This is a genomic window from Rhizobium sp. BE258 (assembly GCF_031457345.1).
Taxonomy (GTDB): Bacteria; Pseudomonadota; Alphaproteobacteria; order Rhizobiales; family Rhizobiaceae; genus Rhizobium.
Genome location: NZ_JAVDWL010000007.1, coordinates 392,615 through 416,213, shown reverse-complemented (window position 1 = coordinate 416,213; position 23,599 = coordinate 392,615). Strand labels below are relative to the sequence as shown.

The 23,599-nt window shown below is 60.9% G+C and carries 23 protein-coding genes and 3 tRNA genes; 11 read left to right on the top strand and 15 right to left on the bottom strand.

Features of this window, described 5'->3' with window-relative positions:
* The 3 genes from J2X43_RS24700 to J2X43_RS24690 all read right to left on the bottom strand — a co-directional run.
* Nucleotides 1-93 (bottom strand): GTP-binding protein (locus tag J2X43_RS24700; protein ID WP_018010120.1); only part of this gene is annotated, 93 nt, incomplete at its 3' end.
* Between the two features lie 198 nt (nt 94-291).
* Nucleotides 292-365: transfer RNA gene (locus tag J2X43_RS24695), tRNA-Gly, on the bottom strand.
* 31 nt (nt 366-396) lie between these two features.
* A tRNA-Tyr gene (locus J2X43_RS24690) sits at nt 397-481 on the bottom strand.
* A 203-nt stretch (nt 482-684) separates the two neighbouring features.
* On the opposite strand from J2X43_RS24690, the gene rlmB reads away from it, so the two are divergent.
* The 3 genes from rlmB (at nt 685) to J2X43_RS24675 (ending at nt 2,287) form a co-directional block, all read left to right on the top strand.
* A complete protein-coding gene (gene rlmB, locus J2X43_RS24685; RefSeq protein WP_310298666.1) occupies nt 685-1,575 on the top strand; it encodes a 23S rRNA (guanosine(2251)-2'-O)-methyltransferase RlmB in 891 nt (296 codons plus the stop codon).
* A gap of 353 nt (nt 1,576-1,928) precedes the next feature.
* On the top strand, nt 1,929-2,087 hold the full coding sequence (locus tag J2X43_RS24680; protein ID WP_310298663.1) for a hypothetical protein: 159 nt from the start codon (nt 1,929-1,931) through the stop codon (nt 2,085-2,087).
* A gap of 62 nt (nt 2,088-2,149) precedes the next feature.
* Entirely contained in the window at nt 2,150-2,287 is a 138-nt protein-coding gene (locus tag J2X43_RS24675) for a hypothetical protein (protein ID WP_310298660.1), read from the top strand.
* A gap of 53 nt (nt 2,288-2,340) precedes the next feature.
* Here J2X43_RS24675 and J2X43_RS24670 read toward each other — a convergent pair whose 3' ends face one another.
* Entirely contained in the window at nt 2,341-2,865 is a 525-nt protein-coding gene (locus J2X43_RS24670; protein ID WP_112389736.1) for a hypothetical protein, read from the bottom strand.
* 2 nt (nt 2,866-2,867) lie between these two features.
* Nucleotides 2,868-3,641, bottom strand: a complete 774-nt coding sequence (locus J2X43_RS24665) for an NAD kinase (protein ID WP_112389735.1) — start codon at nt 3,639-3,641, stop codon at nt 2,868-2,870.
* A gap of 271 nt (nt 3,642-3,912) precedes the next feature.
* On the opposite strand from J2X43_RS24665, the gene J2X43_RS24660 reads away from it, so the two are divergent.
* Nucleotides 3,913-3,988: transfer RNA gene (locus J2X43_RS24660), tRNA-Thr, on the top strand.
* Between the two features lie 118 nt (nt 3,989-4,106).
* On the opposite strand, the gene J2X43_RS24655 is transcribed toward J2X43_RS24660, so the two are convergent.
* The gene (locus J2X43_RS24655; protein ID WP_310298656.1) at nt 4,107-4,931 is read right to left on the bottom strand and encodes a hypothetical protein; all 825 of its coding nucleotides are present in this window, start codon (nt 4,929-4,931) and stop codon (nt 4,107-4,109) included.
* 236 nt (nt 4,932-5,167) lie between these two features.
* Between J2X43_RS24655 and J2X43_RS24650 the strand changes: the two genes are divergently transcribed.
* Complete coding sequence (locus J2X43_RS24650) at nt 5,168-5,488, top strand: hypothetical protein (RefSeq protein WP_310298653.1); 321 nt, start codon at nt 5,168-5,170, stop codon at nt 5,486-5,488.
* Between the two features lie 53 nt (nt 5,489-5,541).
* On the opposite strand, the gene prfB is transcribed toward J2X43_RS24650, so the two are convergent.
* The 3 genes from prfB to J2X43_RS24635 all read right to left on the bottom strand — a co-directional run bounded on the left by prfB (nt 5,542) and on the right by J2X43_RS24635 (nt 10,638).
* Nucleotides 5,542-6,673 (bottom strand): peptide chain release factor 2 gene (prfB, locus tag J2X43_RS24645; RefSeq protein ID WP_112389732.1). Its coding sequence is split into 2 segments (ribosomal slippage): nt 5,542-6,603 and nt 6,605-6,673, totalling 1,131 coding nucleotides; the frame shifts between segments, so codons are not numbered across the junction.
* A 100-nt stretch (nt 6,674-6,773) separates the two neighbouring features.
* A complete protein-coding gene (locus J2X43_RS24640; RefSeq protein WP_310298649.1) occupies nt 6,774-9,233 on the bottom strand; it encodes a penicillin-binding protein 1A in 2,460 nt (819 codons plus the stop codon).
* Between the two features lie 241 nt (nt 9,234-9,474).
* Nucleotides 9,475-10,638, bottom strand: a complete 1,164-nt coding sequence (locus J2X43_RS24635) for an N-acetylmuramoyl-L-alanine amidase (RefSeq protein ID WP_405049643.1) — start codon at nt 10,636-10,638, stop codon at nt 9,475-9,477.
* Nucleotides 10,639-11,364: 726 nt separating this feature from the next.
* On the opposite strand from J2X43_RS24635, the gene J2X43_RS24630 reads away from it, so the two are divergent.
* Complete coding sequence (locus J2X43_RS24630) at nt 11,365-14,280, top strand: Rne/Rng family ribonuclease (protein WP_310298643.1); 2,916 nt, start codon at nt 11,365-11,367, stop codon at nt 14,278-14,280.
* A 209-nt stretch (nt 14,281-14,489) separates the two neighbouring features.
* Here J2X43_RS24630 and J2X43_RS24625 read toward each other — a convergent pair whose 3' ends face one another.
* Complete coding sequence (locus tag J2X43_RS24625; protein WP_310298640.1) at nt 14,490-15,647, bottom strand: aminotransferase class I/II-fold pyridoxal phosphate-dependent enzyme; 1,158 nt, start codon at nt 15,645-15,647, stop codon at nt 14,490-14,492.
* 202 nt (nt 15,648-15,849) lie between these two features.
* On the opposite strand from J2X43_RS24625, the gene J2X43_RS24620 reads away from it, so the two are divergent.
* From J2X43_RS24620 to aat, 5 genes are all read left to right on the top strand, one after another.
* Nucleotides 15,850-16,608: a DsbA family protein gene (locus tag J2X43_RS24620; protein WP_310298637.1), complete on the top strand. Its 759-nt coding sequence runs from the start codon at nt 15,850-15,852 to the stop codon at nt 16,606-16,608.
* Nucleotides 16,609-16,753: 145 nt separating this feature from the next.
* Nucleotides 16,754-17,191, top strand: a complete 438-nt coding sequence (gene aroQ, locus J2X43_RS24615; RefSeq protein WP_310298634.1) for a type II 3-dehydroquinate dehydratase — start codon at nt 16,754-16,756, stop codon at nt 17,189-17,191.
* Nucleotides 17,192-17,213: 22 nt separating this feature from the next.
* Complete coding sequence (gene accB / locus J2X43_RS24610; protein ID WP_112389725.1) at nt 17,214-17,690, top strand: acetyl-CoA carboxylase biotin carboxyl carrier protein; 477 nt, start codon at nt 17,214-17,216, stop codon at nt 17,688-17,690.
* Nucleotides 17,691-17,700: 10 nt separating this feature from the next.
* A complete protein-coding gene (accC, locus tag J2X43_RS24605; protein ID WP_112389724.1) occupies nt 17,701-19,050 on the top strand; it encodes an acetyl-CoA carboxylase biotin carboxylase subunit in 1,350 nt (449 codons plus the stop codon).
* Nucleotides 19,051-19,056: 6 nt separating this feature from the next.
* Nucleotides 19,057-19,671: a leucyl/phenylalanyl-tRNA--protein transferase gene (gene aat, locus J2X43_RS24600; protein WP_310298628.1), complete on the top strand. Its 615-nt coding sequence runs from the start codon at nt 19,057-19,059 to the stop codon at nt 19,669-19,671.
* 256 nt (nt 19,672-19,927) lie between these two features.
* Here the strand turns inward: aat and J2X43_RS24595 are convergent, their stop codons facing one another.
* The 5 genes from J2X43_RS24595 to gatB all read right to left on the bottom strand — a co-directional run bounded on the left by J2X43_RS24595 (nt 19,928) and on the right by gatB (nt 23,526).
* A complete protein-coding gene (locus tag J2X43_RS24595; protein ID WP_112516923.1) occupies nt 19,928-20,365 on the bottom strand; it encodes a DUF2155 domain-containing protein in 438 nt (145 codons plus the stop codon).
* Between the two features lie 118 nt (nt 20,366-20,483).
* Entirely contained in the window at nt 20,484-20,879 is a 396-nt protein-coding gene (locus J2X43_RS24590) for an NADH:ubiquinone oxidoreductase subunit NDUFA12 (RefSeq protein WP_112389721.1), read from the bottom strand.
* 104 nt (nt 20,880-20,983) lie between these two features.
* A complete protein-coding gene (locus tag J2X43_RS24585; RefSeq protein ID WP_310298625.1) occupies nt 20,984-21,448 on the bottom strand; it encodes a GNAT family N-acetyltransferase in 465 nt (154 codons plus the stop codon).
* 7 nt (nt 21,449-21,455) lie between these two features.
* Nucleotides 21,456-21,959 carry a GNAT family N-acetyltransferase gene (locus J2X43_RS24580; protein ID WP_310298707.1) on the bottom strand — a complete coding sequence of 168 codons (504 nt, stop codon included), beginning with the start codon at nt 21,957-21,959 and terminating at the stop codon, nt 21,456-21,458.
* A gap of 61 nt (nt 21,960-22,020) precedes the next feature.
* Complete coding sequence (gene gatB / locus J2X43_RS24575; protein ID WP_310298622.1) at nt 22,021-23,526, bottom strand: Asp-tRNA(Asn)/Glu-tRNA(Gln) amidotransferase subunit GatB; 1,506 nt, start codon at nt 23,524-23,526, stop codon at nt 22,021-22,023.
* Between the last annotated feature and the right edge of the window lie 73 nt (nt 23,527-23,599).

Sequence of the window (23,599 nt, the reverse complement as noted above, 5' to 3'; positions counted from 1 at the left end):
CGCTGCCGTCAGAGACGTCTTGCCGTGGTCAACGTGGCCGATCGTGCCGATGTTTACGTGCGGCTTGTTGCGCTCAAACTTACTCTTTGCCATTTGAATGCTTCCTGTGAACGAAATGGGTGACCCCGGCGAACCGGTTTAGTGCCGCCGTTTAAGGCTTTCGGCGAGATTGCGCAAGACCTAATTGCGAACGGCATTCCGGGGTTTGCTGCCCATATGGGAAGCAATTGACGCAACGCAAGATCCACCGCCAAAAGCGCGGCGCAACAACCTGAAGCTAAAAGGAAAAACTGGAGCGGGTAGCGGGAATCGAACCCGCGTATTCAGCTTGGAAGGCTGCTGCTCTACCATTGAGCTATACCCGCGGGATTGGTCTTGGCCCGACCAGAGAACGAATGGTGGAGAGAGTTGGATTTGAACCAACGTAGGCTGAGCCAACGGATTTACAGTCCGTCCCCTTTAACCACTCGGGCATCTCTCCATTCGTTTCGTCTGGATCGGAAGACCAAGCTTGCGACCGTCTGGCGTTGCCGCCCCTCGGTCTGCGCCGCGTATATGACCGGACGATTTCCTCATGTCAACACGATGACTGCGGAAAAAATGTGAAAAATTTCATCGCCTGTTGAAAGGCCCTCTGTGAAAGAAGTCCTATGCGCGGAGAGTTGCCGCCGTTATAAAAGCCGCATGAGCAAAGACAACAAATTCACCGGCAAGCCCGACACCGACAAAACCGCCAAGGATACGCATTATGCGACCTTGCGCCGCCAGCACCGCGATGCAAAGCGCGAGCGCGGCGACATACCGACCCCTGGCCCGCAGAAGCGCAAGCGCGGCGGCGACGACTGGAAGCCGCCGGTTCTGGCGCCGGAGCAGGTTTATCTCTATGGCCTGCACACGGTTCGCGCGGCGCTCGAAAATCCCGAGCGCAAGAACATCAAGCTGTCCGTGACGCAGAATGCGCTGGCGCGCCTCGAGATCAATCCCGAGGACATGAAGATCCCTGTCGAGATGGTGTCTCCGCAGGATATCGACAAAGTGCTCGGCCCCGATGCGATCCACCAGGGCGTGATGCTGGAGACGCGGCCCCTGCCCGTGCGCCGACTGGAAGCTTTGAAGGACAGCCCGTTGCTTCTGGTTCTCGACCAGGTGACTGATCCGCATAATGTCGGCGCCATCATGCGCTCGGCAGTGGCATTCAATGCCGGTGCGGTTATCACCACCCAGAGACATAGCCCGACAGAATCAGGTGTGATGGCGAAATCGGCCTCCGGGGCGCTGGAACTGATTCCTTATATCCAGATCACCAATCTGGCCGACGCCGTCGGCGAGCTGCACAAGCTCGGTTTTGTGACGATCGGCCTCGATTCGGAAGGTCCCGCGGCGCTCGAGGGAACGTTTAGCGGTGACAAGGTGGCGCTCGTTCTAGGCTCCGAGGGCAAAGGGCTTCGTCAGAAGACCCGCGAAACCGTTAACGCGCTTGCCCGTCTCGATATGCCCGGCGCCATCAAGTCGCTGAACGTTTCGAACGCGGCTGCAATCGCCATGTATGCGGCCCGGCAATATCTCGCAAAATAGAACCGGGGTCTCAAAATGAACGCATGCCGGGGCTAGAGCGTTTCCTGGTTATATTGAAGCATTCTGTTGGCTCAAACGGAGTCGGATGGTCGACCGGCTGGCGCTCGTCGTAGCCAGATCTACGGCCAAGCCAGCCTGTCGATCAGGCGGCCCGTTTCAGCCAACCCCGCAGGGGCCGGGCATCTTTCCGCCAGGATCAAAGGCGATCGGCTCGACCGTACCATTGGGTATGCCCTTCGCCAATCGCCCTTGCCCTGTCAAAAACCTGCTCCGGCAGAATGCTTCAATATAACCAGGAAACGCTCTAGATGTCGGCGAACCGAAAACAGCAAGAGAGAAGGAAACGATCCGGCATGACAATCCGGCCCCTCCTGTTTGGCATTCTGTTCGTCGCAGTCTTCGTCGGCATCATTCTCAGCCTCGTCTGGGTCGATCCCTCCCATCCGGTGCGCCAGCCCGATCCGCTGGCCCCCTCGGCCCCCGGCCCCTCTGCACCAGCCCCTGTGCAATAGGGCTTCCGGAACCTCAAACATCTCCGCGCGTTTGTCCCGCAGGTTAATGCAAGGAAGAACGCATGCGAATCATGATCGCCGTCGTAGTTCTGATGGTCGGCTCGGTGCTGAGCATCGTGATGATGGCGCCATCCGGCACCGGACAGACCGGCAACGGCGCCAAGATCGAGGCAAGCATCAACGAGCCTGTGCAGCAGTAGGCCGGCCCCCGGCCGAGCAAAAGAAAAGCCCCGGTATCGCTGGGGCTTTTTTGTCAGTTGGTCGCCTTTTCGACGGAAATTTCTCCGAACTCGTCGATCAGCACGGTCCAGCCATCCGGCTCGGCATCCGGATCGGTCTTCAAATAGACGGTGGCGAACAGTCCGGGCTGTTTGATGATCCCAGTCGAGTTCTCCGGACGGATATCGGTGACATAGGGTTTGAGATCGGTGAATTCGTGCAGTTCAACCGTGGAGACGATCTGCGGCCCGCCATCGGTCTGCGCCACCTGCTGCAGGTAGACCTTCGATGTGCGGTCATCCTGGCGGACGGAGAAGAGCTTGTAATAGCCATGACGCGACTCTCCGGGTTTTGCCGCCGCCTGATCGGCAGATACGGGTTTGCCTGACGTCTCGGGCGTGCGCTCGATAGCGATGTCAGCCTTGCTTTCTTCCCAATATCCCGTGCTGGTGGCGAAAGTGACAGCGGACGGCAGGATCGTCTCTGTGCCTGGAGCCGCCTTGGCAATCCCTGCGCCCGTCAGGAGCGTGGCCGCCAATAGAAAAGTCCCTGCCCTCATCGTTAGTCCTCGAACTGTTCTGCCAGAATGCGGTCCGACCACGAACGATCCGGATCGGAGAGGATGCGGGCGGTCATGTGTTCCGACTGGGCGATGCGCACATGCAGCACCGACTTGACCTCGGAATTATCGGCAACGGCGTTCACCGGCCGCTTCTCGGCCTCAAGGATATGGATATCGACCGTCACCTTGTTCGGCAGCAACGCGCCACGCCAGCGCCGCGGCCTGAAGGCGCTGACCGGCGTCAACGCCAGAAGCGGCGCTTCCAGCGGCAGGATCGGGCCGTGTGCGGAAAGATTGTAGGCGGTGGAGCCCGCCGGAGTCGCCACCATCACGCCATCGCAGATCAATTCCGGCAGCCTGACATGGCCGTCCACCTCGACGCGAAGCTTGGCTGCCTGATAGGACTGGCGAAACAGCGACACCTCGTTGATGGCGAGCGCCTCGGAATTCGTGCCATCGGCATTGGCCGTCGTCATCTGCAGCGGACGGAAGACGTTTTCGACAGCAGCACAGATGCGTTGCTGCAAGTCTTCGGTGCGGTAATCGTTCATCAGGAAGCCGACGGAGCCGCGGTTCATGCCATAGACCAGCTTGCCGCTGTTCATAATTCCATGCAGCGTCTGCAGCATGAAGCCATCGCCGCCGAGCGCGACGATCACATCCGCCTCTTCGGCCGGCACGTCGCCGTAGATCCGAATCAGCTCCTCGCGCGCAGCAAGCGCTTCAGTCGTGGAGGAAGCCAGAAAACCAAGCGTCTGAAATGACCGGCCCATTCAATGCCCTTTGTTATGCTCGCCTAGCTAAAGGATAAAGGGCTTGTGCGACAAGGTGTTTTGCACATCAATACAAAGTGCGGAAACGCGACAAAGTGTGAGCATCCGGCATTTCCGCGAAACGGCCCCGGCGGGGCGCGATAGTTTCCGCCAACCGCTGTTGTCGCCCAGCACGATTTCCATGATTCTGCAGCCGAAACCGTTCACGAATTCGCGCCGATGCCGGATTTTGCCTTTACACGAATTCAGAATCTGGTAGTTGGCACGCATTGCCCTTGTAGCTCAGTTGGTAGAGCACCTGATTTGTAATCAGGGGGTCGCGGGTTCGAACCCTGCCGGGGGCACCACTCACTCATAGCGAAATCAGAAGCGTAGCCGGATGGCGCCTGCTCCGCAGGCGGGTGCCTGTTCCAGAATTTGACGCTGCGCTCCCAAAACATGGCGCACGGCGCGATTGCGCCCCGCTCATGACCCGCGGCTCAAGGCCTCGTCAACCAGACGCGACAGCAGCGCCGTGCCTGGACCCAACGGCTTGAGATGATCCATATCTCCGAAAAAGCCGTCTTCAAAATCATCGTGCTCATAGAGATCAAGCACCTGGACGTGAGCATGCCCATCGGTTCGCTGCTTCAGACCGCGAAACAATTCGGCACCTGGGGCGCGAATCCGGAAATCGCTTCGGACTGGGGGAACGACGACAAGCAGCCTGTGGCGGTTTTGCGCCGACAAGCTGATCAACATGTCGAGATAAGGAAGTGCGTTTTCCCGACGATTGAACTTCATGTGATCTGCGACGCGCTGTTCCGTCGTCATGCGCGGAGGCATGAAGCTCTTGTTATAGTCGGGCAGAAACCCGGAGCGCCCCGAAACGTCCACGGACAAATCCCCAAGTTTGCCCACCACGGTTTCGTAGAGGCTGGTAAGCGACGGATCCTGGTAGTCCAATCCGAGATTGAACAGCTCATTGATAGCCACCGAGATCATGCCTTCGGATCGCGAGCGATCGAGCACCCATCCCGGTGAGAAAACCGAATAGAAGACAACGATGGTGCGGAGCGACTCGAGTTGCTCCGAAAGGGTCTTGTAGAGAAAGTAGGAGTATTTCAGATCCTGTGATCGGCAGCACAGGTTGAAAGATCCGGGCAGATACGCCGGATCGAAGCCGAAATCGCCATGCGACGAACCGGCAACGAGCGTGGTGACACTTGCCGCCTCGGCTCTCAGCATCGTGCGCTTTGCGGTCAGCAGGAGCACATATTGCTCGAACATAGCGGGAAATGGTTCATCCATGTCCGTCTCCATCGAATAGGCCAAGCACTGTTAAACGATAGAAGGCTTTTGCCGGGCTTGCGATCGAGCAGGCAAGCCACGACGACGCTGATGCTATCTGTGCGCCGTCGCATCTCTCGTTGCTCAAGCCGCTCTATCTCTTGTCCTCTTCGATGAACCGGACATGAAGCCCGTCTTCAGAGCGAGTTCAGGCCCGCGGGGTCACCTTGGGTCATGAAATAGCAAGGAGATGCGCTATGAAAATCGTCCATTTGGCGGTTGCTGCTGTTCTTTCCATCGGTTCGGCCTTCGTTGCCGTCGAACCTGCGGCGGCGATGCCGCGATCTCAGGCGCCGGTGGCTGCCGTCGAGAAGAGCGACGTGGTTCAGGTCCGGCACCGGGATCGCCGCTACTATAGGGATCATCGTCCGCGTTATCGCGACAGCTGGCGCTATGATCGCCGTCACCACCGGGATTGGCGGGCCGAGCGGCGTTGGCGGGGTGATCGCGATTGGCGGTATCGCGACCGCTACTACCGGCCGCATCGGAACGGCGTCTATTTCCGCCTGAACCTCTAGAACGAAAAAGCCCCGGATGTCCGGGGCTTTTTTGATTGTCCGGCCTGCGGGGCTCAATCGATGTCGTCGACGACGGCATCGGGCTTGCCGCTGATGCGGTGCGCAAGCGCTGCTTCCATGAACTCGTTGAGTTCGCCGTCGAGCACGTCGCCCGGAGCGGTGCTGGCAACACCCGTGCGTAGGTCCTTGACCAGCTGGTAGGGCTGCAGCACGTAGGAGCGGATCTGGTGGCCCCAGCCGATATCCGACTTCGAGGCGGCTTCGGCATTGGCCGCGTCTTCGCGCTTCTTCAGTTCGGCTTCGTAAAGACGGGCGCGCAGCATGTCCCACGCCTTGGCGCGATTCTTGTGCTGCGAGCGTTCCTGCTGGCACTGCACGACGATACCGGACGGCATATGCGTGATGCGCACGGCGGAGTCGGTGGTGTTGACGTGCTGGCCGCCGGCGCCCGACGAGCGGTAGGTGTCGATGCGGCAATCGCCTTCGTTGATGTCGATCTGGATCGAGTCGTCGATGACAGGATAGACCCAGATGGACGAGAAGGACGTATGGCGGCGTGCATTGCTGTCGTAAGGCGAAATACGCACCAGGCGGTGAACGCCCGATTCGGTCTTCAGCCAGCCATAGGCATTGTGGCCCTTGACGAGCAGCGTCGCCGACTTGATGCCCGCTTCTTCACCATCGTGAACTTCAAGAAGCTCGACCTTGAACTTCGAACGTTCGGCCCAGCGCGTATACATGCGCAGCAGAATGTTGGCCCAGTCCTGGCTCTCGGTGCCGCCGGCACCGGAATGGACTTCCAGATAGGCGTCGTTGCCATCGGCTTCGCCAGAGAGCATTGCCTCCACCTGGCGGCGCGCAGCTTCGGCCTTCAGGCCCTTCAGCGCATCCTCGGCGTCTTTGACGACGCCTTCGTCGCCCTCTTCCTCGCCCATTTCGATGAGCTCGATATTGTCGTTCAGCTGCTGTTCGAGCTGCTTCACGCCATTGATGCCGTCATCCAGCTGCTGGCGCTCGCGCATCAGCTTCTGGGCTTCCTGGGCATCGTTCCAGAGGTTCGGGTCCTCTGCCTTGTTGTTCAACCAGTCCAGCCGTCTTATCGCCTGGTCCCAGTCAAAGATGCCTCCTCAGCAGGGTGATAGCCTGCTTGGTTTCATCGACTACGTTTATGATCTCGGCGCGCATTGTCCTGCTTCTTTGCGTTGGTCTTGAGCTGGCCCGTCAAATAGTTGCGGCGGCCGCGGATGTAAAGCCCGCGGCCGCCGCACCGTCTCTGCGGATGATGTTAATAGAGGCCGCCGGCGCCAGACTGCACCGCCTGATTGGCTTGTGGCGAGGTCTTGAGAATTTCCTCGGGCGCCATGGTGCCGTCCATGCCGATGACCGAGAAGCTGTCGGCCGGGCCGGTGCCGGGCTTGAAGGCTTCGATGATGGTGTTCGGATCGCCTTCCTGCGCCGCCATGCCGGTCTTGCGGTCGATGGCGACGAGGTTCATGCCCTGCGGAATGACGAACTTCGACGGCGGCATGTCCTTGACGGCGGCCTGCATGAATTCGTTGAAGATCGGCGCAGAGAGGCCGCCACCCGTGCCGCCGCGACCAAGCGGAGCCGGCGTATCGAAGCCCATGTAGAGACCGGCGACGAGATCCGGCGTGAAGCCGACGAACCAGGCATCCTTCTCGTCGTTGGTCGTACCGGTCTTGCCGGCAACGTCGCGGCCGCCGAGATCGACCTTGCCTGCGGCGGTACCGCGGGTGATGACGCCCTGCATCATCGAGGTGATCTGGTAGGCGGTCATCGGATCGAGAACCTGTTCGCGGTTATCGACGATATTGGGCTCTTCCTGGTTCTGCCAGTCGCCGGCATTGCAGCCGTCGCAGACGCGCTCTTCATGCTTGAAGATGGTCTTGCCGTAACGGTCCTGGATGCGGTCGATCAGCGTCGGCTTGATCTGCTTGCCGCCATTGGCAAGAACCGAATAGGCCGAGACCATGCGCAGCACCGTGGTTTCGCCGGAACCCAGCGACATGGCGAGCAGCGGCGGCATCTTGTCGTAAATGCCGAAGCGCTCGGCATATTCGGCGACGATGTTCATGCCGAGGTCATTGGCAAGGCGCACCGTCATCAGGTTGCGCGAATGCTCGATACCGGAGCGCAGCGTCGAGGGGCCGCCGACTTCGCCACCGTAGTTCTCAGGCTTCCAGACCTGACCGCCGGAAACGATCTCGATCGGCGCGTCCATGATCACGGAGGCCGGCGTATAGCCGTTGTCCATGGCGGCAGCGTAGACGAAAGGCTTGAAGGACGAGCCCGGCTGACGCATCGCCTGCGTCGCGCGGTTGAATTCCGACTGGCCGTAAGAGAATCCGCCGGCCATGGCGAGCACGCGGCCGGTCTTGGGGTCCATGGCAACGAGGCCGCCCTGAACTTTTGGCGGTTGCTGCAGGCGGTAGGATGTCGAGGTCTCGTCGCCCTGACGCGCGACGTAAACCACATCACCTGGAGACAGCACGCCTTCCGGCGACTTGGCGGTCTTGCGGTCGCCTGTCGAGGAGCGGTAGGCCCACTGCATGTTCTTGGCGGTGATCGTACCGCGCTCGCGCTCGGCACCGATCTTGCCGCTACCATCCTTCGGCGGCTGCAGGCCGATGTCCGCGCCATCGTCGGAAACCGCCAGAACGACGGCCAGGCGCCATTCGGGCACATCGGAGAGTGCCGGAATATCGGCCAGCGCCTTACCCCAATCCGATGTCGTGTCGATGGTCTTCAGCGCGCCATGGAAGCCGCGGCGTTCGTCATAGGTGGTCAGGCCGTCCTGCAGCGCCTTGCGGGCGGCAAGCTGCATCTGCGGATCGAGCGAGGTGCGGACGGAAAGACCGCCTTCATACAGCGTCTTTTCGCCATACTGGTCGATCAGCTGGCGGCGCACGGCCTCGGCAAAGTAATCGGATGCGAAGAGCGACGGGCCGGTGCTGCGGGCGTTGACGCCGAGCGGCTGCTTCTTCGCCTCTTCGCCGTCTTCCTTGCTGACATAGCCGTTCTCGACCATACGATCGACGACCCAGTTGCGGCGCTCGAGAGCGGCTTCGGGGTGGCGGAACGGATGATAATTCGCCGGGCCCTTCGGCAGCGACGCCAGATAGGCGGCTTCGGCGATCGTCAGCTCGGTGACCGACTTGTTGAAATAGGTGAGTGACGCGCCGGCAATGCCGTAGGAGTTCAGGCCGAAGAAGATCTCGTTGAGATAAAGCTCGAGAATCTTGTCCTTCGAATAGGCCTGCTCGATGCGGAAGGAGAGTATCGCTTCCTTGATCTTGCGGTCGATGGTCTGGTCGGATGTCAGAAGGAAGTTCTTGGCGACCTGCTGGGTGATCGTCGAAGCGCCGACCGGGCGGCGGCCGGAACCGAAATTCTGCAGGTTGACGAGGATAGCGCGGCCGAGGCCGGTCAGGTCGACGCCCGGGTGATTGTAGAAATTCTTGTCTTCGGCCGAAAGAAACGCCGCCTTGACGCGGTCCGGGATTGCCTGGATCGGCAGGAACAGGCGCTTTTCCTTGGCATATTCGGCTATCAGCGCGCCGTTGCCGGCGTGAACGCGGGTAGTAACCGGCGGCGCATAGCTGTTCAGCACGGCGTAATCGGGGAGATCCTTCGCGACGTTTGCCAAATAGACGGCAACGACAGCTGCGGCGCCAAGAAACATGACGCAAGCAATGCCGAAGAAATATCCAAGAAGTCTGATCATATTGGGCTACCGGTATTCCAAATCTTCAATCGGCACAGGCGATATCATCGCATCGGAGCGCGCAATCTACACATTGCGCGCGGCTTACTCCATGAGCGGCACTGCGACAAGCCGAATCCGCCTCTCGGGTCAGAAACATAGCGGCGAGTAACGGCCTGAATGTGAGCAAAATAGGGCTCCCCTGCCCCATTCCAGTCCCGTCCCCGGCTTTCGTCCACGCTGTTACATGTTCGCCACGGCGTCAGCCGCCATTGGCGACGACCGACGAGCGGTAACGCTTGACCGCATCGGTCATCAGGTCCGCCATCTTGCCGCGCCAGGCCTCATCGAGCAGCAGCTTCTCGTCTTCTACATTGGAGAGGAAGCCGAGTTCGACGAGGATCGATGGCACGTCGGGCGCCCTCAGAACCTGGAAACCTGCATGGCGGTGCGGATTGTTGATGGTGCCGATCTGGTCCTTGAAGGAGTTCAGGACGCTTTCGGCCAGCGAGATCGAAAACGCCTGCGTCTCGCGCCGTGTCAGGTCGAGCAGGATATCGGCCACTTCGGGCGGCTCGGCGACGGTTTCCTTGCCGGCGATCTGATCCGAGAGGTTTTCACGTTCGGCGAGATCGGCAGCGAGCTTGTCGGATGCCTTGTCGGAGATCGTATAGACGGTCGCCCCGCGGATATCCTTCTGCTTCAGCGTATCGGCATGCAGCGAGATGAAAAGGCCGGCATGGTTCTGGCGGGCAATTTGCACGCGCTCGGAAAGCGAGAGGAACTCGTCGTTGTCGCGGGTCAGAAACGCCTTGATGCCGGGCTCGCGGTTCAGCCGGTCGGCCAGCGCCTTGGCGAAGGCCAGTGTCACCTGCTTTTCCTCGGTTTTCGTATCGACGCCGATCGCGCCGGTATCGATGCCGCCGTGACCGGCGTCGACGGCGATGACGAAATCGCCGGGCTTGGCGGCCTCTGCCGCCGGAATGGCGCTGGTTACCTGCTGGTCATCGGCGCCGTTCCAGGTCTGAGCCTTGACGAGCGCGGCGAAGGCTTCCTTCGACGTCATCTCGGCATCGAGCACCAGGCGGTGCCCCTTGCCGTCCTCATCCTGCTGAACCTTGGCAATCGCCAGCTTCACCGGCTTGATGGCGGTGAGCACGATTCGCGCGCTGTCCTCGCCCATCGCGCCGTAGCGGATATCCTTGAAGAGACCGCGCGCTTCCAGCTGCTTGGTATCGAAACCGAAGGCGGTCGCCGGGAGATCGACGACGATGCGCTCGGGATTGGCAATATAATGGATGGAGAAGCTGGGGGCCTGGTCGAAATCGATGACGATGCGGGTGCGGGCGTCATCGCCGATAATCCGGGCACCGTAGGCCAGCAGCGGCTCGGGCTTGGCGCCGTCGGCTGCGATGGCGGTCGCCATCCCGAGACACAGCGCCGCGGCAGCGAGCGCCGCCGCAAAAACATTCTTCCGGTTGCCGGATTGCCCCGCTACGGGCCGCTCCCTCTTAAACAATCGACCGCCACACCCTATTTGTCATTGCATATGTCCCCGGGGCACATGATCCCCGCCGCCCGGCGGCGCCTGCCCGGCGCCGAGCATAGCGCATCGAATCGGGACCGCGGATCCCCGATTTTCTATGCGTGCCGAAATCCATCAATATTATGGCACATTTGGCTTTTCCCTTGCTATTGTGACAGAGAAACCATACAACGATTTCAGGTTAGAAGTGCTGACGGGATAGAGTCGCCGCGAAGGCTGCCAACCCCTGAGAGGACCTGGCGCCGCAACCGGCAATCGTCCGCCGTCATACGTGTTTCTTTCCGAGTGAACTGGATTCTGATTTTTCCGGCGTATGCGGAAACTTCATCGGTGGATAGCCACCAACCGCTCCGAGGAGCAAACTCATCGGACCTACGGGTCTTAGTATTGTCGATCTCGCTTGGTCATAATGGTGTCGCAGCAGGTTTTATCCAAAGTCTACAGGCCCCGGGAGAATATCTTCCCCGCTGTTGTCTGGCTGCTGCCTGCCCTCCCGAACCAAGCGCGACTTTCATTATCCGGCGCAACCCCTCCTGACCGTAACCCGCCTGTCTCAGACACTGGCGGGGATGCGCGTATGAGGCTGCGCCGAGGAGCACAGCTTACATGGCAGACAAAATGCTTATCGACGCGTCTCACGAGGAAGAGACGCGCGTCGTTGTCGTTCGCGGGAACCGCATAGAAGAATTTGACTTCGAGTCGCAGCACAAGAAGCAAATTCGCGGCAACATCTATCTTGCAAAGGTAACGCGGGTAGAACCCTCGCTACAGGCCGCCTTCGTTGATTACGGCGGCAACCGGCACGGCTTCCTGGCCTTTGCCGAAATCCACCCTGATTACTACCAGATCCCGCTGGCCGATCGCCAGGCGCTGCTGCGCGCGGAAGCCGAAGAGCATCGCCGCGACGATGACGTCGAGCACGTCGAAACCGCGCCGATGAACGATCCGGCCAACCAGGACCAGCCCGACATCGGCATCGTCGCCCAGGACGAGCCGGCAGCAGACGCTACGGCCGAAGCCCCTGCCGCGATCGAAGCGGAAGCTGCGCCGGCCGCTGAAGACGCCGCTCCGGTAAAGAAGGCTGCAAAGCCGCGCCGCAGCCGCAAGAAGGTTGTCGAGACCACCGCGACCGAAGATGCCGTCCCGACCGATGTCGAAGCGCCGGTTGCCTCCGTCGATAGCGACGACGACTCGAACGGCAGCTCGATGGCTGCCATGGTCGAGACCGACTCGATTTCCGAAGACGTCGATTCCCGCCGCCGCGGCAATGACGACGATGACGACGACGATCATGACCACGAGGAAGAAGTGATCGAATCGGTCGGCGCCGAGGACGCGATGGAAGAAGTTCCCGATCGCGTTCAGCGCAAGCCGCGCAAGCAGTACCGCATCCAGGAAGTCATCAAGCGCCGCCAGATCCTGCTCGTGCAGGTCGCCAAGGAAGAGCGCGGCAACAAGGGTGCAGCTCTTACCACTTACCTGTCGCTCGCAGGCCGTTACTCGGTGCTGATGCCGAACACGGCGCGTGGCGGCGGTATTTCCCGTAAGATCACCAACCCGCAGGACCGCAAGCGCCTGAAGGAAATCGCCCGGATGCTCGAAGTGCCGCAGGGCATGGGCGTCATCCTGCGCACGGCGGGTGCCAACCGCACCAAGGTCGAGGTTAAGCGCGATTTCGAATATCTGATGCGTCTCTGGGAAAACGTCCGCACGCTGACGCTGGCGTCGACGGCCCCTTGCCTCGTCTATGAAGAGGGATCGCTGATCAAGCGTTCGATCCGCGACCTCTACAACAAGGATATCGGCGAAGTCATCGTTGCCGGCGAAGAAGGCTATCGTGAAGCGAAAGACTTCATGAAGATGCTGATGCCGAGCCACGCCAAGGTGGTTCAGCCTTACCGTGACATCCACCCGATCTTCTCGCGCTCCGGCATCGAAGCGCAGCTCGACCGCATGCTGCAGCCGCAGGTGACGCTGAAGTCGGGCGGCTACCTGATCATGAACCAGACGGAAGCGCTGGTTTCGATCGACGTCAACTCCGGCCGTTCGACCCGCGAGCATTCGATCGAAGATACGGCTCTGCAGACGAACCTCGAAGCAGCCGATGAAGTCGCGCGCCAGCTTCGCCTTCGCGACCTTGCAGGCCTGATCGTCATCGACTTCATCGACATGGAAGAAAAGCGCAACAACCGCGCTGTCGAGAAGCGTCTGAAGGAATGCCTGAAGAACGACCGCGCCCGTATCCAGGTCGGCCGCATCTCGCATTTCGGTCTTCTCGAAATGTCGCGCCAGCGTATCCGTGCCTCGGTTCTGGAATCGACGACCCAGGTCTGCTCGCATTGCGGCGGTACCGGTCACGTCCGTTCGCAGTCTTCGGTCGCCCTGCATGTGCTGCGCGGTATCGAAGAATATCTGCTGAAGAACACGACGCACGACATCATCGTGCGCACCACGCCCGACATCGCGCTCTATCTTCTGAACCACAAGCGCCAGTCGATCGTCGATTACGAGACCCGCTTCGGCGTGGCGATCATCATCGGCGCCGACAACAGCGTCGGATCGCAGCACTTTGCGATCGATCGCGGCGAGCCGGTCGAAAATCCGGTGAAGATCGAAACCCTGTTCAACTTCGCGGCCATCCCTGAAGATGACGACGACGATGTCGTGATCGAGGTGGACGAAGAAGAAGACGAAGAACTGGAAGAAAAGCCAGCCGCCAGCGAGCGTCCTGCCCAGCAGGCACGCGCCGAGAGCGATGGCGAGGCCGGCAACCGCAAGCGCAAGCGCCGCCGCCGCCGCCGTGGCGGACGTGGCGGAAACGAACAGCAGTCGGCCAACGACGCCTCCGGTGACGAGGGCGACGACGGTGAAGGCGACGAGGATGATGCAGGCGCAGAGGGCGACGAAGCCGCTGCCGGCACCGCGGAAGCCCGCGCCGAAACCGACAGCGAGAGCGAACAGCGCCGCAAGCGCCGCCGCCGCGGCAAGCGTGGCGGACGCCGCAACCGTGACGAAAACGGCGAACTGAGTGCCGAAGGCACCGACAGCGAGACGGACGCTGATGGCGAAGCCGGCGAAGGTGACGCTGCCGAAAGCGCGGCAGCCGAGACGCAGGCTGAAGTGATCGAGGCCGTTTCCGAAGATGCCGCCGAAGGCCAGACCGCCATGGCAGCCGTCGAAACCGGCGCCTTCGTCACTGAGGACGTCAAGCCCGCCAAGGGCCGCGGCCGTGGCCGCAAAAAGGCTGTCGAGGTTTCGCCGGTGGAAGAGCCTGTCGTTGCCGAGGAAGCTCCGGCTGCCTCAGCAACTGCCGAACCTGCACCCGAAGCCGAGACGGTGGAAGCCTCTGCCGATCTCGACGCCCCGGCAACGGAAGAAGCGAAGTCGGCACGCGCCAATCGCGGCTCGAACGTCTCCTCCTCCTCGCCGACCGTCAAATCGACGCGCAGCGAAGCTGCTGAGCCCGAGGGCGACGGCAAGCCGAAGAAGGCCGGCTGGTGGCAGCGCCGCGGCTTCTTCTGAGAGACTGCTGATTGATCAATGAAAAGCCGGCTGTGGTGACACAGCCGGCTTTTTTGATTCCGTATCCGGGAGAGATTGGAAAGGGGCATCCGAGATAAGTCGAGAAGGCCAATCCGGCTTTGCCTCACGGCAGCAAGCCTCTTCAGATCTTGATTCACCTGTCTGACAAAATGAGTCAGGAAATGCGTCTAAGCGCTTGAGCGCGGACTCTATTTCAGCCAGAGGGCCATGCGCTCGACGGCTTCGGCGATCTCGGTTTGCGAGCCGGCGTAAGACATGCGCATCGTCCGGTTGCCTTCGAGCGGATCGAAATCGAGGCCCGGCGTCGCGGCGACATTGATCTCCGCCAGCATGCGCTTGGCAAAGGCCATGCTGTCATTGCTGAATCGCGTCACGTCGACATAGGCATAGAATGCACCATCCATCGGGGATGCCACCGGCAGCCCGATCTCCGGCAGGCGGCGGAGCAGGAAATCGCGATTGGCGGCATAGCTCGCCTTGTAGACATCGAGCTCGGCAGCCGCTCCAAGCGCAGCGGTGGCGGCGATCTGCGACAGTTCCGGCGGCGAGATGTAGAGGCTCTGGGCAACGCGCTCGATCGGGCGGACCAGCCGTCGCGGCAGCACCATCCAGCCGATCCGCCAGCCGGTCATGCAATAGTATTTCGAGAAGGAATTGATGACGATTGCCTCGTCTGTCAGTTCCAGCGCGCTGGTCTCCTCCCCGGCGAAGGTCAGGCCGTGATAGATTTCGTCGGAGATGAAGGCGATCGATTGAGCGGCGCAATAATCGGCAAGCGCCTTCAGCGCCGCCCTGCCGGTGACCGTTCCGGTCGGGTTTGCCGGACTTGCAAGCAGGACGCCCTTGAGCTTGACGCCGCTCTCGCGCTGCGCCGCTTCAAGGCTTTCGGGCGTCAGCGTGAAATGCGTCTCGGCCGTCACTGCGACCTCGATCACCTTCAGCCCGAGCGCGCCGAGGATGTTGCGATAGGCCGGATAGCCGGGCCTAGCGATAGCCACGGCATCGCCCGCATCGAACAGCGACAGGAAGGCGAGATTGAAACCGGCCGAGGAACCCGTCGTGATGGCGATCCGCGCCGGATCGATCTCCAGGCCATGGCGGTCGCGATAATGCCAGGCGAGCGCGTGTCTCAGCCGCGCCGTCCCCAGTGCGTCGGTATAGCCGATCTTGCCTTCTGCCAGTGCCGCGCGAGCGGCATCGAGTGCTGCCTGGGGTGCCGGATGCGACGGCTGGCCGACCGCCATCGAAATAACCGGGTGACCGGCGGCACGCCGTTTGGTCGCCTCTGCCAGAACGTCCATGGCGTGGAAAGGCTCGACTTCGCTGCGCTTCGATACGGAAAACAAGGGCTAAAACTCCGGATATTCAATTGCGGCCAGACAATTGCCGCATTATCAGGTGCATCACAATCCCGCGATTGCGCCGCGATCCAGAAAAATCCTGTTTGATGGCCGGGCCGCACACCGTAATTTGATGCCGAACGTTTCAGCCCATTAACCGGGCGATGTTATGAAGCGGCATCGCATTCGATCAGCCGACGAGGACACAATGGCTCTCTTTCCGAAAACCTTCACCGCCCTTGCGCTCGCTGCCAGCTTTGCGATGCCCCTTCCCGCTGCTGCTCTCGACGATGCGCAGAAGAAGGAATTCGGCGAGTTCATCAAGGAATACCTGATCCAGAATCCCGAGATCATGCTCGACGTTCAGGACGCCCTGCAGAAGAAGCAGGAAGAGGCCCGCCTCGTCAAAGCCAACCAGGTGATCGGCGAAAACAGCAAGAGCATTTTCGAAGCCAAGGACGATATCTCGATCGGCAACCCAAAGGGTGACGTGACCATCGTCGAGTTCTTCGATTACAATTGCGGCTATTGCCGTCACGCGCTGACCGACATGCAGACGATGCTGAAGAAGGACCAGAACGTTCGCTTCGTGCTCAAGGAATTCCCGATCCTCGGTCCGGAATCGGTTGCCGCGCACAAGGTTTCCGACGCGTTCCGCAAGCTGGCGCCTGAAAAGTACGAGAAGTTCCACATGGCTCTGCTCGGCAGCGAAGGCCGCGCCGACGAAGACAGCGCCATCGAAGCGGCCTCCTCGCTCGGCGTCAACGAAAAGCAGATCCGCGCCGAGATGGAAAAGAGCCCCGACACGTCTTCGGTGCAGAATGCCTATGACCTTGCCCAGAAGCTCGGCATCACCGGCACGCCCTCCTACGTCATCGGCAACGAGCTGGTGCAGGGCGCGGTCGGTTTCGACGACCTGGAAGCCAAGGTCAAGAACATGCGCACCTGCGGCAAGACGAGCTGCTGAGAGCGACGCTCATCAAATCGCCAAAATCTAAGCGTTTCAGCCATGTGGACAAATATGGCACGATTCCGGCTGCCTACCCCAAAGGGCTTTCATTAAGGGCATGGGGAGTCTATAGGTTGCCCTCGTGCATTTAATGGAACACTCGATGACGCAAACCATTTTCGTCCTGAACGGGCCCAACCTGAACATGCTGGGCAAAAGAGAACCCGGCATCTATGGCGGCAAGACGCTCAAGGACATCGAAGCGGATTGCAGGGCTGCGGGCCAGGAACTCGGCTTCGATATCGATTTCCGCCAGAGCAACCACGAAGGTGCGCTCGTCGACTGGTTTCATGAAGCAAACGACAAGGCTGCAGGCGTTGCGATCAATGCCGGAGCCTACACGCATACATCCATTGCACTGCATGATGCGATCAAGGCCATTTCCATTCCGGTGATCGAGCTCCATATCTCTAACGTGCATGCACGCGAAGAATTCCGCCACAAGTCGATGATTGCCCCTGCTTGCAAGGGTGTGATCGCCGGCTTCGGGCCTCACAGCTACATTCTGGCGCTTCACGCGCTGAAGAACCTTACGGCATAAGAAGAAGACAGGGCAAACACTCATGGCTGAAAAGAAATCGGGTATCGACCAGGCACTGATCCGTGACCTCGCGAACATCTTGAACGACACGGACCTGACGGAGATCGAAGTCGAGCAGGAAGATCTGCGCATCCGCGTCTCGCGCGGCGGCAATGTTCAATATGTCCAGGCGCCGATCGGCGGCGCTCCGGCCTATGCGCCTGCGCCTGCAGCCGCCGCACCTGCGGCCGCTCCGGCAGCCGCCGCTGCCCCGGCCCGCAACCCGGCCAACACGGTCAGCGCCCCGATGGTCGGCACCGTCTATATGGCACCGGCTCCGGGCGCACGCGCCTTCATCGAAGTCGGCTCGACCGTCAAGGAAGGCCAGACGCTGCTCATCATCGAAGCGATGAAGACCATGAACCAGATCCCGTCGCCGAAGTCAGGCAAGGTCACGGAAATCCTCGTCGAAGACGGCAGCCCCGTCGAATACGGCCAGGCCCTAGTCGTCATCGAATAAGGCGGGCATCATGGTCTCGAAAATCCTCATTGCAAACCGCGGCGAAATCGCGCTGCGCGTCCTGCGCGCCTGCAAGGAGCTCGGCATTCCCTGCGTCGTGGTTCATTCCACCGCCGATGCCGACGCCATGCATGTGCGCCTTGCCGACGAAAGTGTCTGCATCGGCCCTCCGCCGTCGCGCGACAGCTATCTGAACATCCACCAGATCGTTGCAGCCTGCGAAATCACCGGCGCCGATGCCGTGCATCCTGGCTACGGCTTCCTGTCCGAAAACGCCAAGTTTGCGGATATTCTCGAGGCTCACGGCATCACCTTCATCGGCCCGACCGCGGATCACATCCGCATCATGGGCGACAAGATCACCGCCAAGACGACGGCGCAGGAACTCGGCATCCCCGTCGTTCCCGGCTCCGACGGCGAAGTGAAGACCGAAGAAGACGCCATCAAGACGGCGGCCGAAATCGGCTATCCCGTTCTGATCAAGGCAACGGCCGGCGGCGGCGGACGCGGCATGAAGGTCGCGAAATCCGAAGCCGACGTGATCGAAGCCTGGTCGACGGCCCGCACCGAAGCGGCTGCCGCTTTCGGCAACGAAGCCGTCTACATGGAAAAGTATCTCGGCAAGCCGCGCCACATCGAAGTTCAGGTGTTCGGCGACGGCGAAGGCAATGCGATCCATCTCGGCGAACGCGACTGCTCGCTGCAGCGCCGCCACCAGAAGGTCTGGGAAGAAGCCAATTCCCCAGCGCTCAACGTCGAGCAGCGCATGAAGATCGGCCAGGTCTGCGCCGACGCCATGAAGAAGCTGAAGTATCGCGGCGCCGGCACGATCGAGTTCCTCTATGAAAACGGCGAGTTCTATTTCATCGAAATGAACACCCGTCTGCAGGTGGAGCATCCGGTCACCGAAGCCATTACCGGCATCGACCTCGTGCATGAACAGATCCGCGTCGCCTCGGGCGGCGGTCTGTCGGTGACGCAGGCGGAAGTGAACTTCGAGGGCCATGCCATCGAATGCCGTATCAACGCCGAAGACGCGCGCACCTTTGTGCCCTCGCCCGGTACGATCACGCATTTCCACGCACCGGGCGGCCTCGGCGTTCGCATCGATAGCGGCGCCTACCAGGGCTACAAGATCCCGCCTTACTACGACAGCCTGATCGGCAAGCTCATCGTGCACGGGCGCACCCGCGTCGAATGCATGATGCGTCTGCGCCGCGCGCTGGACGAGTTCGTCGTCGATGGCATCAAGACCACGCTGCCGCTGTTCCAGGATCTGGTTTCGAACCAGGACATCGCGAACGGCGACTACGACATCCACTGGCTGGAACAGTATCTCGCCAGCACCAAGCCGGCCTGATCACGAATGGCAGGGTCGCGCAGGAAGTCCCCAGGAATTACCCCGGAGATCCTCCTGCGCGCCTACTCCATCGGCCTCTTCCCGATGGCCGAATCGGCCGATGACCCGGAGATCTTCTGGGTCGAGCCCGAACTTCGCGGGGTGATCCCGCTCGACGATTTCCACATTTCCAAAAGCCTCGCGAAAACCATTCGCCGCAAACCGTTCGACATCCGGTTCAATCATGATTTCGATGCGGTGATCTCGGCTTGCGCGGCGGAAACCTCCGAGCGCCCGAGCACCTGGATCAACGGCACCATCAGGCAGCTCTATTCGACCCTCCACCGCATCGGCCATGCGCATTCCGTCGAGGCATGGGAGGGCGACGAGCTTGTCGGCGGGCTCTACGGCGTCTCGCTGGGTGCCGCGTTCTTCGGCGAGAGCATGTTCTCGCGGCGCACCGACGCCTCGAAGATCTGCCTCGTGCATCTGGTCGAGCGTCTGAAGGACAAAGAGTTCAGGCTGCTTGATACGCAGTTCACCACGGAGCATCTCAAGACCTTCGGGGCGATCGACGTGCCGAAGGATGAATATGCGGTGATGCTGGATGCCGCGATGGATTCGCCGCATCTGGAGTTTTAGGAGAGCGCCCGCCCTCGTCCTTCGAGGCCCTTCGGGCACCTCAGGATGAGGGCTCTCGTGAAGCTGGCTTACTGCGGGATAGGTGCACCCGCACCCCGTCCTTCTGGGGTCGCTTCGCTCCCGTCTCAGGATGAGGGCTTCGTGAGCTTCGCGTAGGAAGCAAACGCAAGCCATGCTCCGCCCCTCATCCTGAGGTGCCCGAAGGGCCTCGAAGGACGAGGGCAGGCCACAATGGCCCAAACCAGTAATCAGGAAATCACTTAGCCTTCGCCGCGCCATCCGGCGCCGGCACGTCCGACTGCGCCTTGCAGTCCTTCAGCCAGACGTCATAGATCGGGTGCTCGACGGCGTTCAGACCCGGGCTGTCGGCAAACATCCAGCCGGTGAAGATGCGGCGGATCTTGCGGTCGAGCGTGATTTCGTCGACTTCGACAAAACCGTCGATCTTCTGCGCTTCCGACTGGTCGCGCGAATAACATGCCTTCGGCGTCACCTGCAGCGCGCCGAACTGGACCGTTTCATTGACATAGACGTCGAAGGTGGTGATGCGGCCGGTGATTTTGTCGAGACCTGAGAAGACGGCGACAGGGTTTTCGATGCGCGCGGCAGAAGCAATCTGCGGCAACAGCGGCGAGCCAAGCGCCAGGGCGATCCCGGCGGCACGCAGGACCTGGTTCCGCGTGAAAAGCTGCATATCTACCCGTCTCCACCGCATCTCATGATAATGGCCGCAGCTTCTGCGGCCAACCTGCGGGTAAAGGTCAATTGTGGCCAAAAGCCGGGCCGAACGGCCCGCTTTGCGGTCGGCGAGCTCAGTTGCCAGGCGTCCAGGCGTCGTAGTCGCCGGTAACACGCGGACGCTCGCCGGTGGCGGACAGCGAACCCGGCGGGCGGTAGGCCTGCGGCGAGCCGGTCGGGTTGGCGCGATGCGCCTTTTCCCATTCCTTGGCGGCGTAGTTTTCCTTCGACGGCGGGGTGTCGGTGCGGTGGTGCATCCAGCCGTGCCAGCCCGGAGGAATGGCCGAGGCTTCGGCATAGCCGCTATAGATCACCCAGCGCTTCGGCAGACCATAAGAAGACAGGCCGCCTTCGTAATAGACATTGCCGAGCTCATCTTCGCCAACACGCTTGAAACCGCGAAGCGCAAACCGTGTTCCCAGCGTGTAGTGGTTCCACCAGGTGAAAATGTGCAGCAGGAAGTTCTTCATGTCTGTTCCTTGTGCTTGCCAGAGGTCAAGCGGGACTGGAATTCGTTCACTCGCTTATGCCGCCGGAAGACCGGATTGTCCAGTGATTCCAGATTTGCAAAGGCTCATTTCAAGGCCATCTTGAAGCCGAGATGCGATGGCTCGAAGCCCAGGCGCTCGTAGAACCGGTGGGCATCCTTGCGCTTGCCGTTCGAGATCAGCTGGACGCGGACAAGGCCGCGGCTTTTTGCCTCTGCGATGCAGAACTCGATCATCTGCCCGCCGATGCCCTGCCCGCGCAAGTCACTGCGCGTCTGCACCGCCTCGATGATCATGAAGGACGCGCCACGGCCGGTCAGCGTCGTCGCTATCGAAATCTGAAACGTGCCGGCGACTTCGCCGGACAGTTCGCCGACATAGAGCGTCTGGTCCGGCGCTGCGGCGATCGCCGAGAAGGCCTTGAGGTAGTCGGCGTAAGCGCTGTCGTCGGTCGTATCGCCATGTCCGCCGATATCGTCGGCGGCGAAGAGCGTTATCAACGCAGCAAGATCGTCCTGCCGGGCCTCGCGGATGATGAGCTTGCCGGTCATGATGGTCTCAATGGGCGGGAAGATGTTTTTCAAGCACCAGCGTCGCAATACCCGACTGGCCGGGGCCGACGTTCTCGTTGCGGCCCGCCTCGATGAAACCCAGCCTGCTGTAGAAACCGATCGCATCCTCGTTCTTCGGCTCGACTTCGAGACGCATGATCTCCGCATCCGGAAAGCAGGTTTCCAGCTCGGCAAACATGTCGCGGCCGATGCCCTGACGCTGCAGCGCCGGACGCACATAGAGGAGATGCAGGATCGCCGTCTTCGCCAGATCGGCGGACATTGCCGCATACCCGACCGCGCCGATATCCTTGCCGCTGTCGGCGACGACGAATTCGGCATTCTTCTTTGCCAGCCGCGCCTTCAACGCCGCCGGCGAAAACAGGTGGGCGATCAGTTCATCGACCTTCGGCCCGCCATAAAAGCGGTCGTAGGTCGCATGAAAGCTCTCCACCAGCACGGCGCGGATCTTCTCCAGATCGCGCTCACCGGCGGTGCGGACAAAATACACCAAGGCTTTCTCCTGGCGGCGCCGGGATCCGGGGCCGCTCACGCTCTTCGGCAGACGCCGGTTATTCCTCGACGATGCCGAGCTTGGCCTTGACCAGCGCCTGAACGGCCTGCGGGTTGGCCTTGCCGCCGGTCGACTTCATGACCTGGCCGACGAACCAGCCTGCCAGCGTCGGCTTGGCGAGCACCTTGGCAACCTGATCGGGGTTGGCGGCGATGATCTCATCGACAGCCTTTTCGATGGCGCCGGTGTCCGTAACCTGCTTCATGCCGCGGCTTTCGACGATCTCAGCCGGATCGCCGCCTTCCGCAAGCACGATTTCGAAGACGTCCTTGGCGATCTTGCCCGAGATGGTCTCGGCCTTGATCAGGTCGATAATGCCGCCAAGCTGGGCAGGCGAAACCGGAGTCGATTCAATATCTTTGCCAACTCTGTTCAAAGCGCCCAACAAGTCGTTGATGACCCAGTTGGCGGCTATCTTGCCATCACGGCCGGCAGCGACGGATTCGAAATAATCGGCAATCGCCTTTTCCGATACGAGAACCGAGGCGTCGTAGATCGACAGGCCGAGTTCGCGCACGAAGCGCTCCTTCTTGTCGTCCGGCAATTCAGGCAGATCGACTTCCAGCGCCTTGATGAAGGCGTCGTCGAATTCCAGCGGCAGCAGGTCCGGATCGGGGAAATAGCGATAGTCATGTGCGTCTTCCTTGGAGCGCATCGACCGCGTCTCGCCCTTGCCGGCGTCGAAGAGGCGCGTTTCCTGATCGATCGTACCGCCGTCCTCAAGGATGGCGATCTGGCGGCGGGCTTCGTATTCGATCGCCTGGCCGATGAAGCGGATGGAGTTGACGTTCTTGATTTCGCAGCGGGTGCCGAAACCCTCACCGGGGCGGCGAACCGAAACGTTGACGTCGGCGCGCATCGAGCCTTCGTCCATGTTGCCGTCACAGGTGCCGAGATAGCGCACGATCGAGCGCAGCTTCGTCATGTAGGCCTTGGCCTCGTCCGAGGAGCGCATGTCGGGCTTGGAGACGATCTCCATCAGGGCGACGCCCGAACGGTTCAGGTCGACATAGGACATGGTCGCATGCTGGTCGTGCAACGACTTGCCGGCGTCCTGTTCCAGATGCAGGCGCTCGATGCCGATCTCGATGTCTTCGAACTGGCCCTGACGATCCGGGCCGAGCGAGATGACGATCTGGCCTTCGCCGACGATCGGATCCTTGAACTGCGAGATCTGATAGCCCTGCGGCAGGTCGGGATAGAAATAGTTCTTGCGGTCGAACAGCGAGCGCTTGTTGATCTGCGCCTTCAGGCCGAGGCCGGTGCGGACTGCTTGGCGAACGCATTCCTCGTTGATGACAGGCAGCATGCCGGGCATCGCGGCATCAACCAGCGAGACGTTGGAATTCTGCGGCTTGCCGAACTCGGTCGACGCACCGGAGAACAGCTTCGAATTGGACAGCACCTGCGCATGGACTTCCATGCCGATGATGACTTCCCAATCGCCGGTGGCGCCGGGAATGAAGCGTTTCGGATCAGGCGTGCGAACGTCGACAAGGGTCATGTGATACTCTTCGAAAGGCTGTTCTTTTCATCTGGTGAGGTAAAGGAAATGGCTTGCCGGTGCAAGGCTTTCG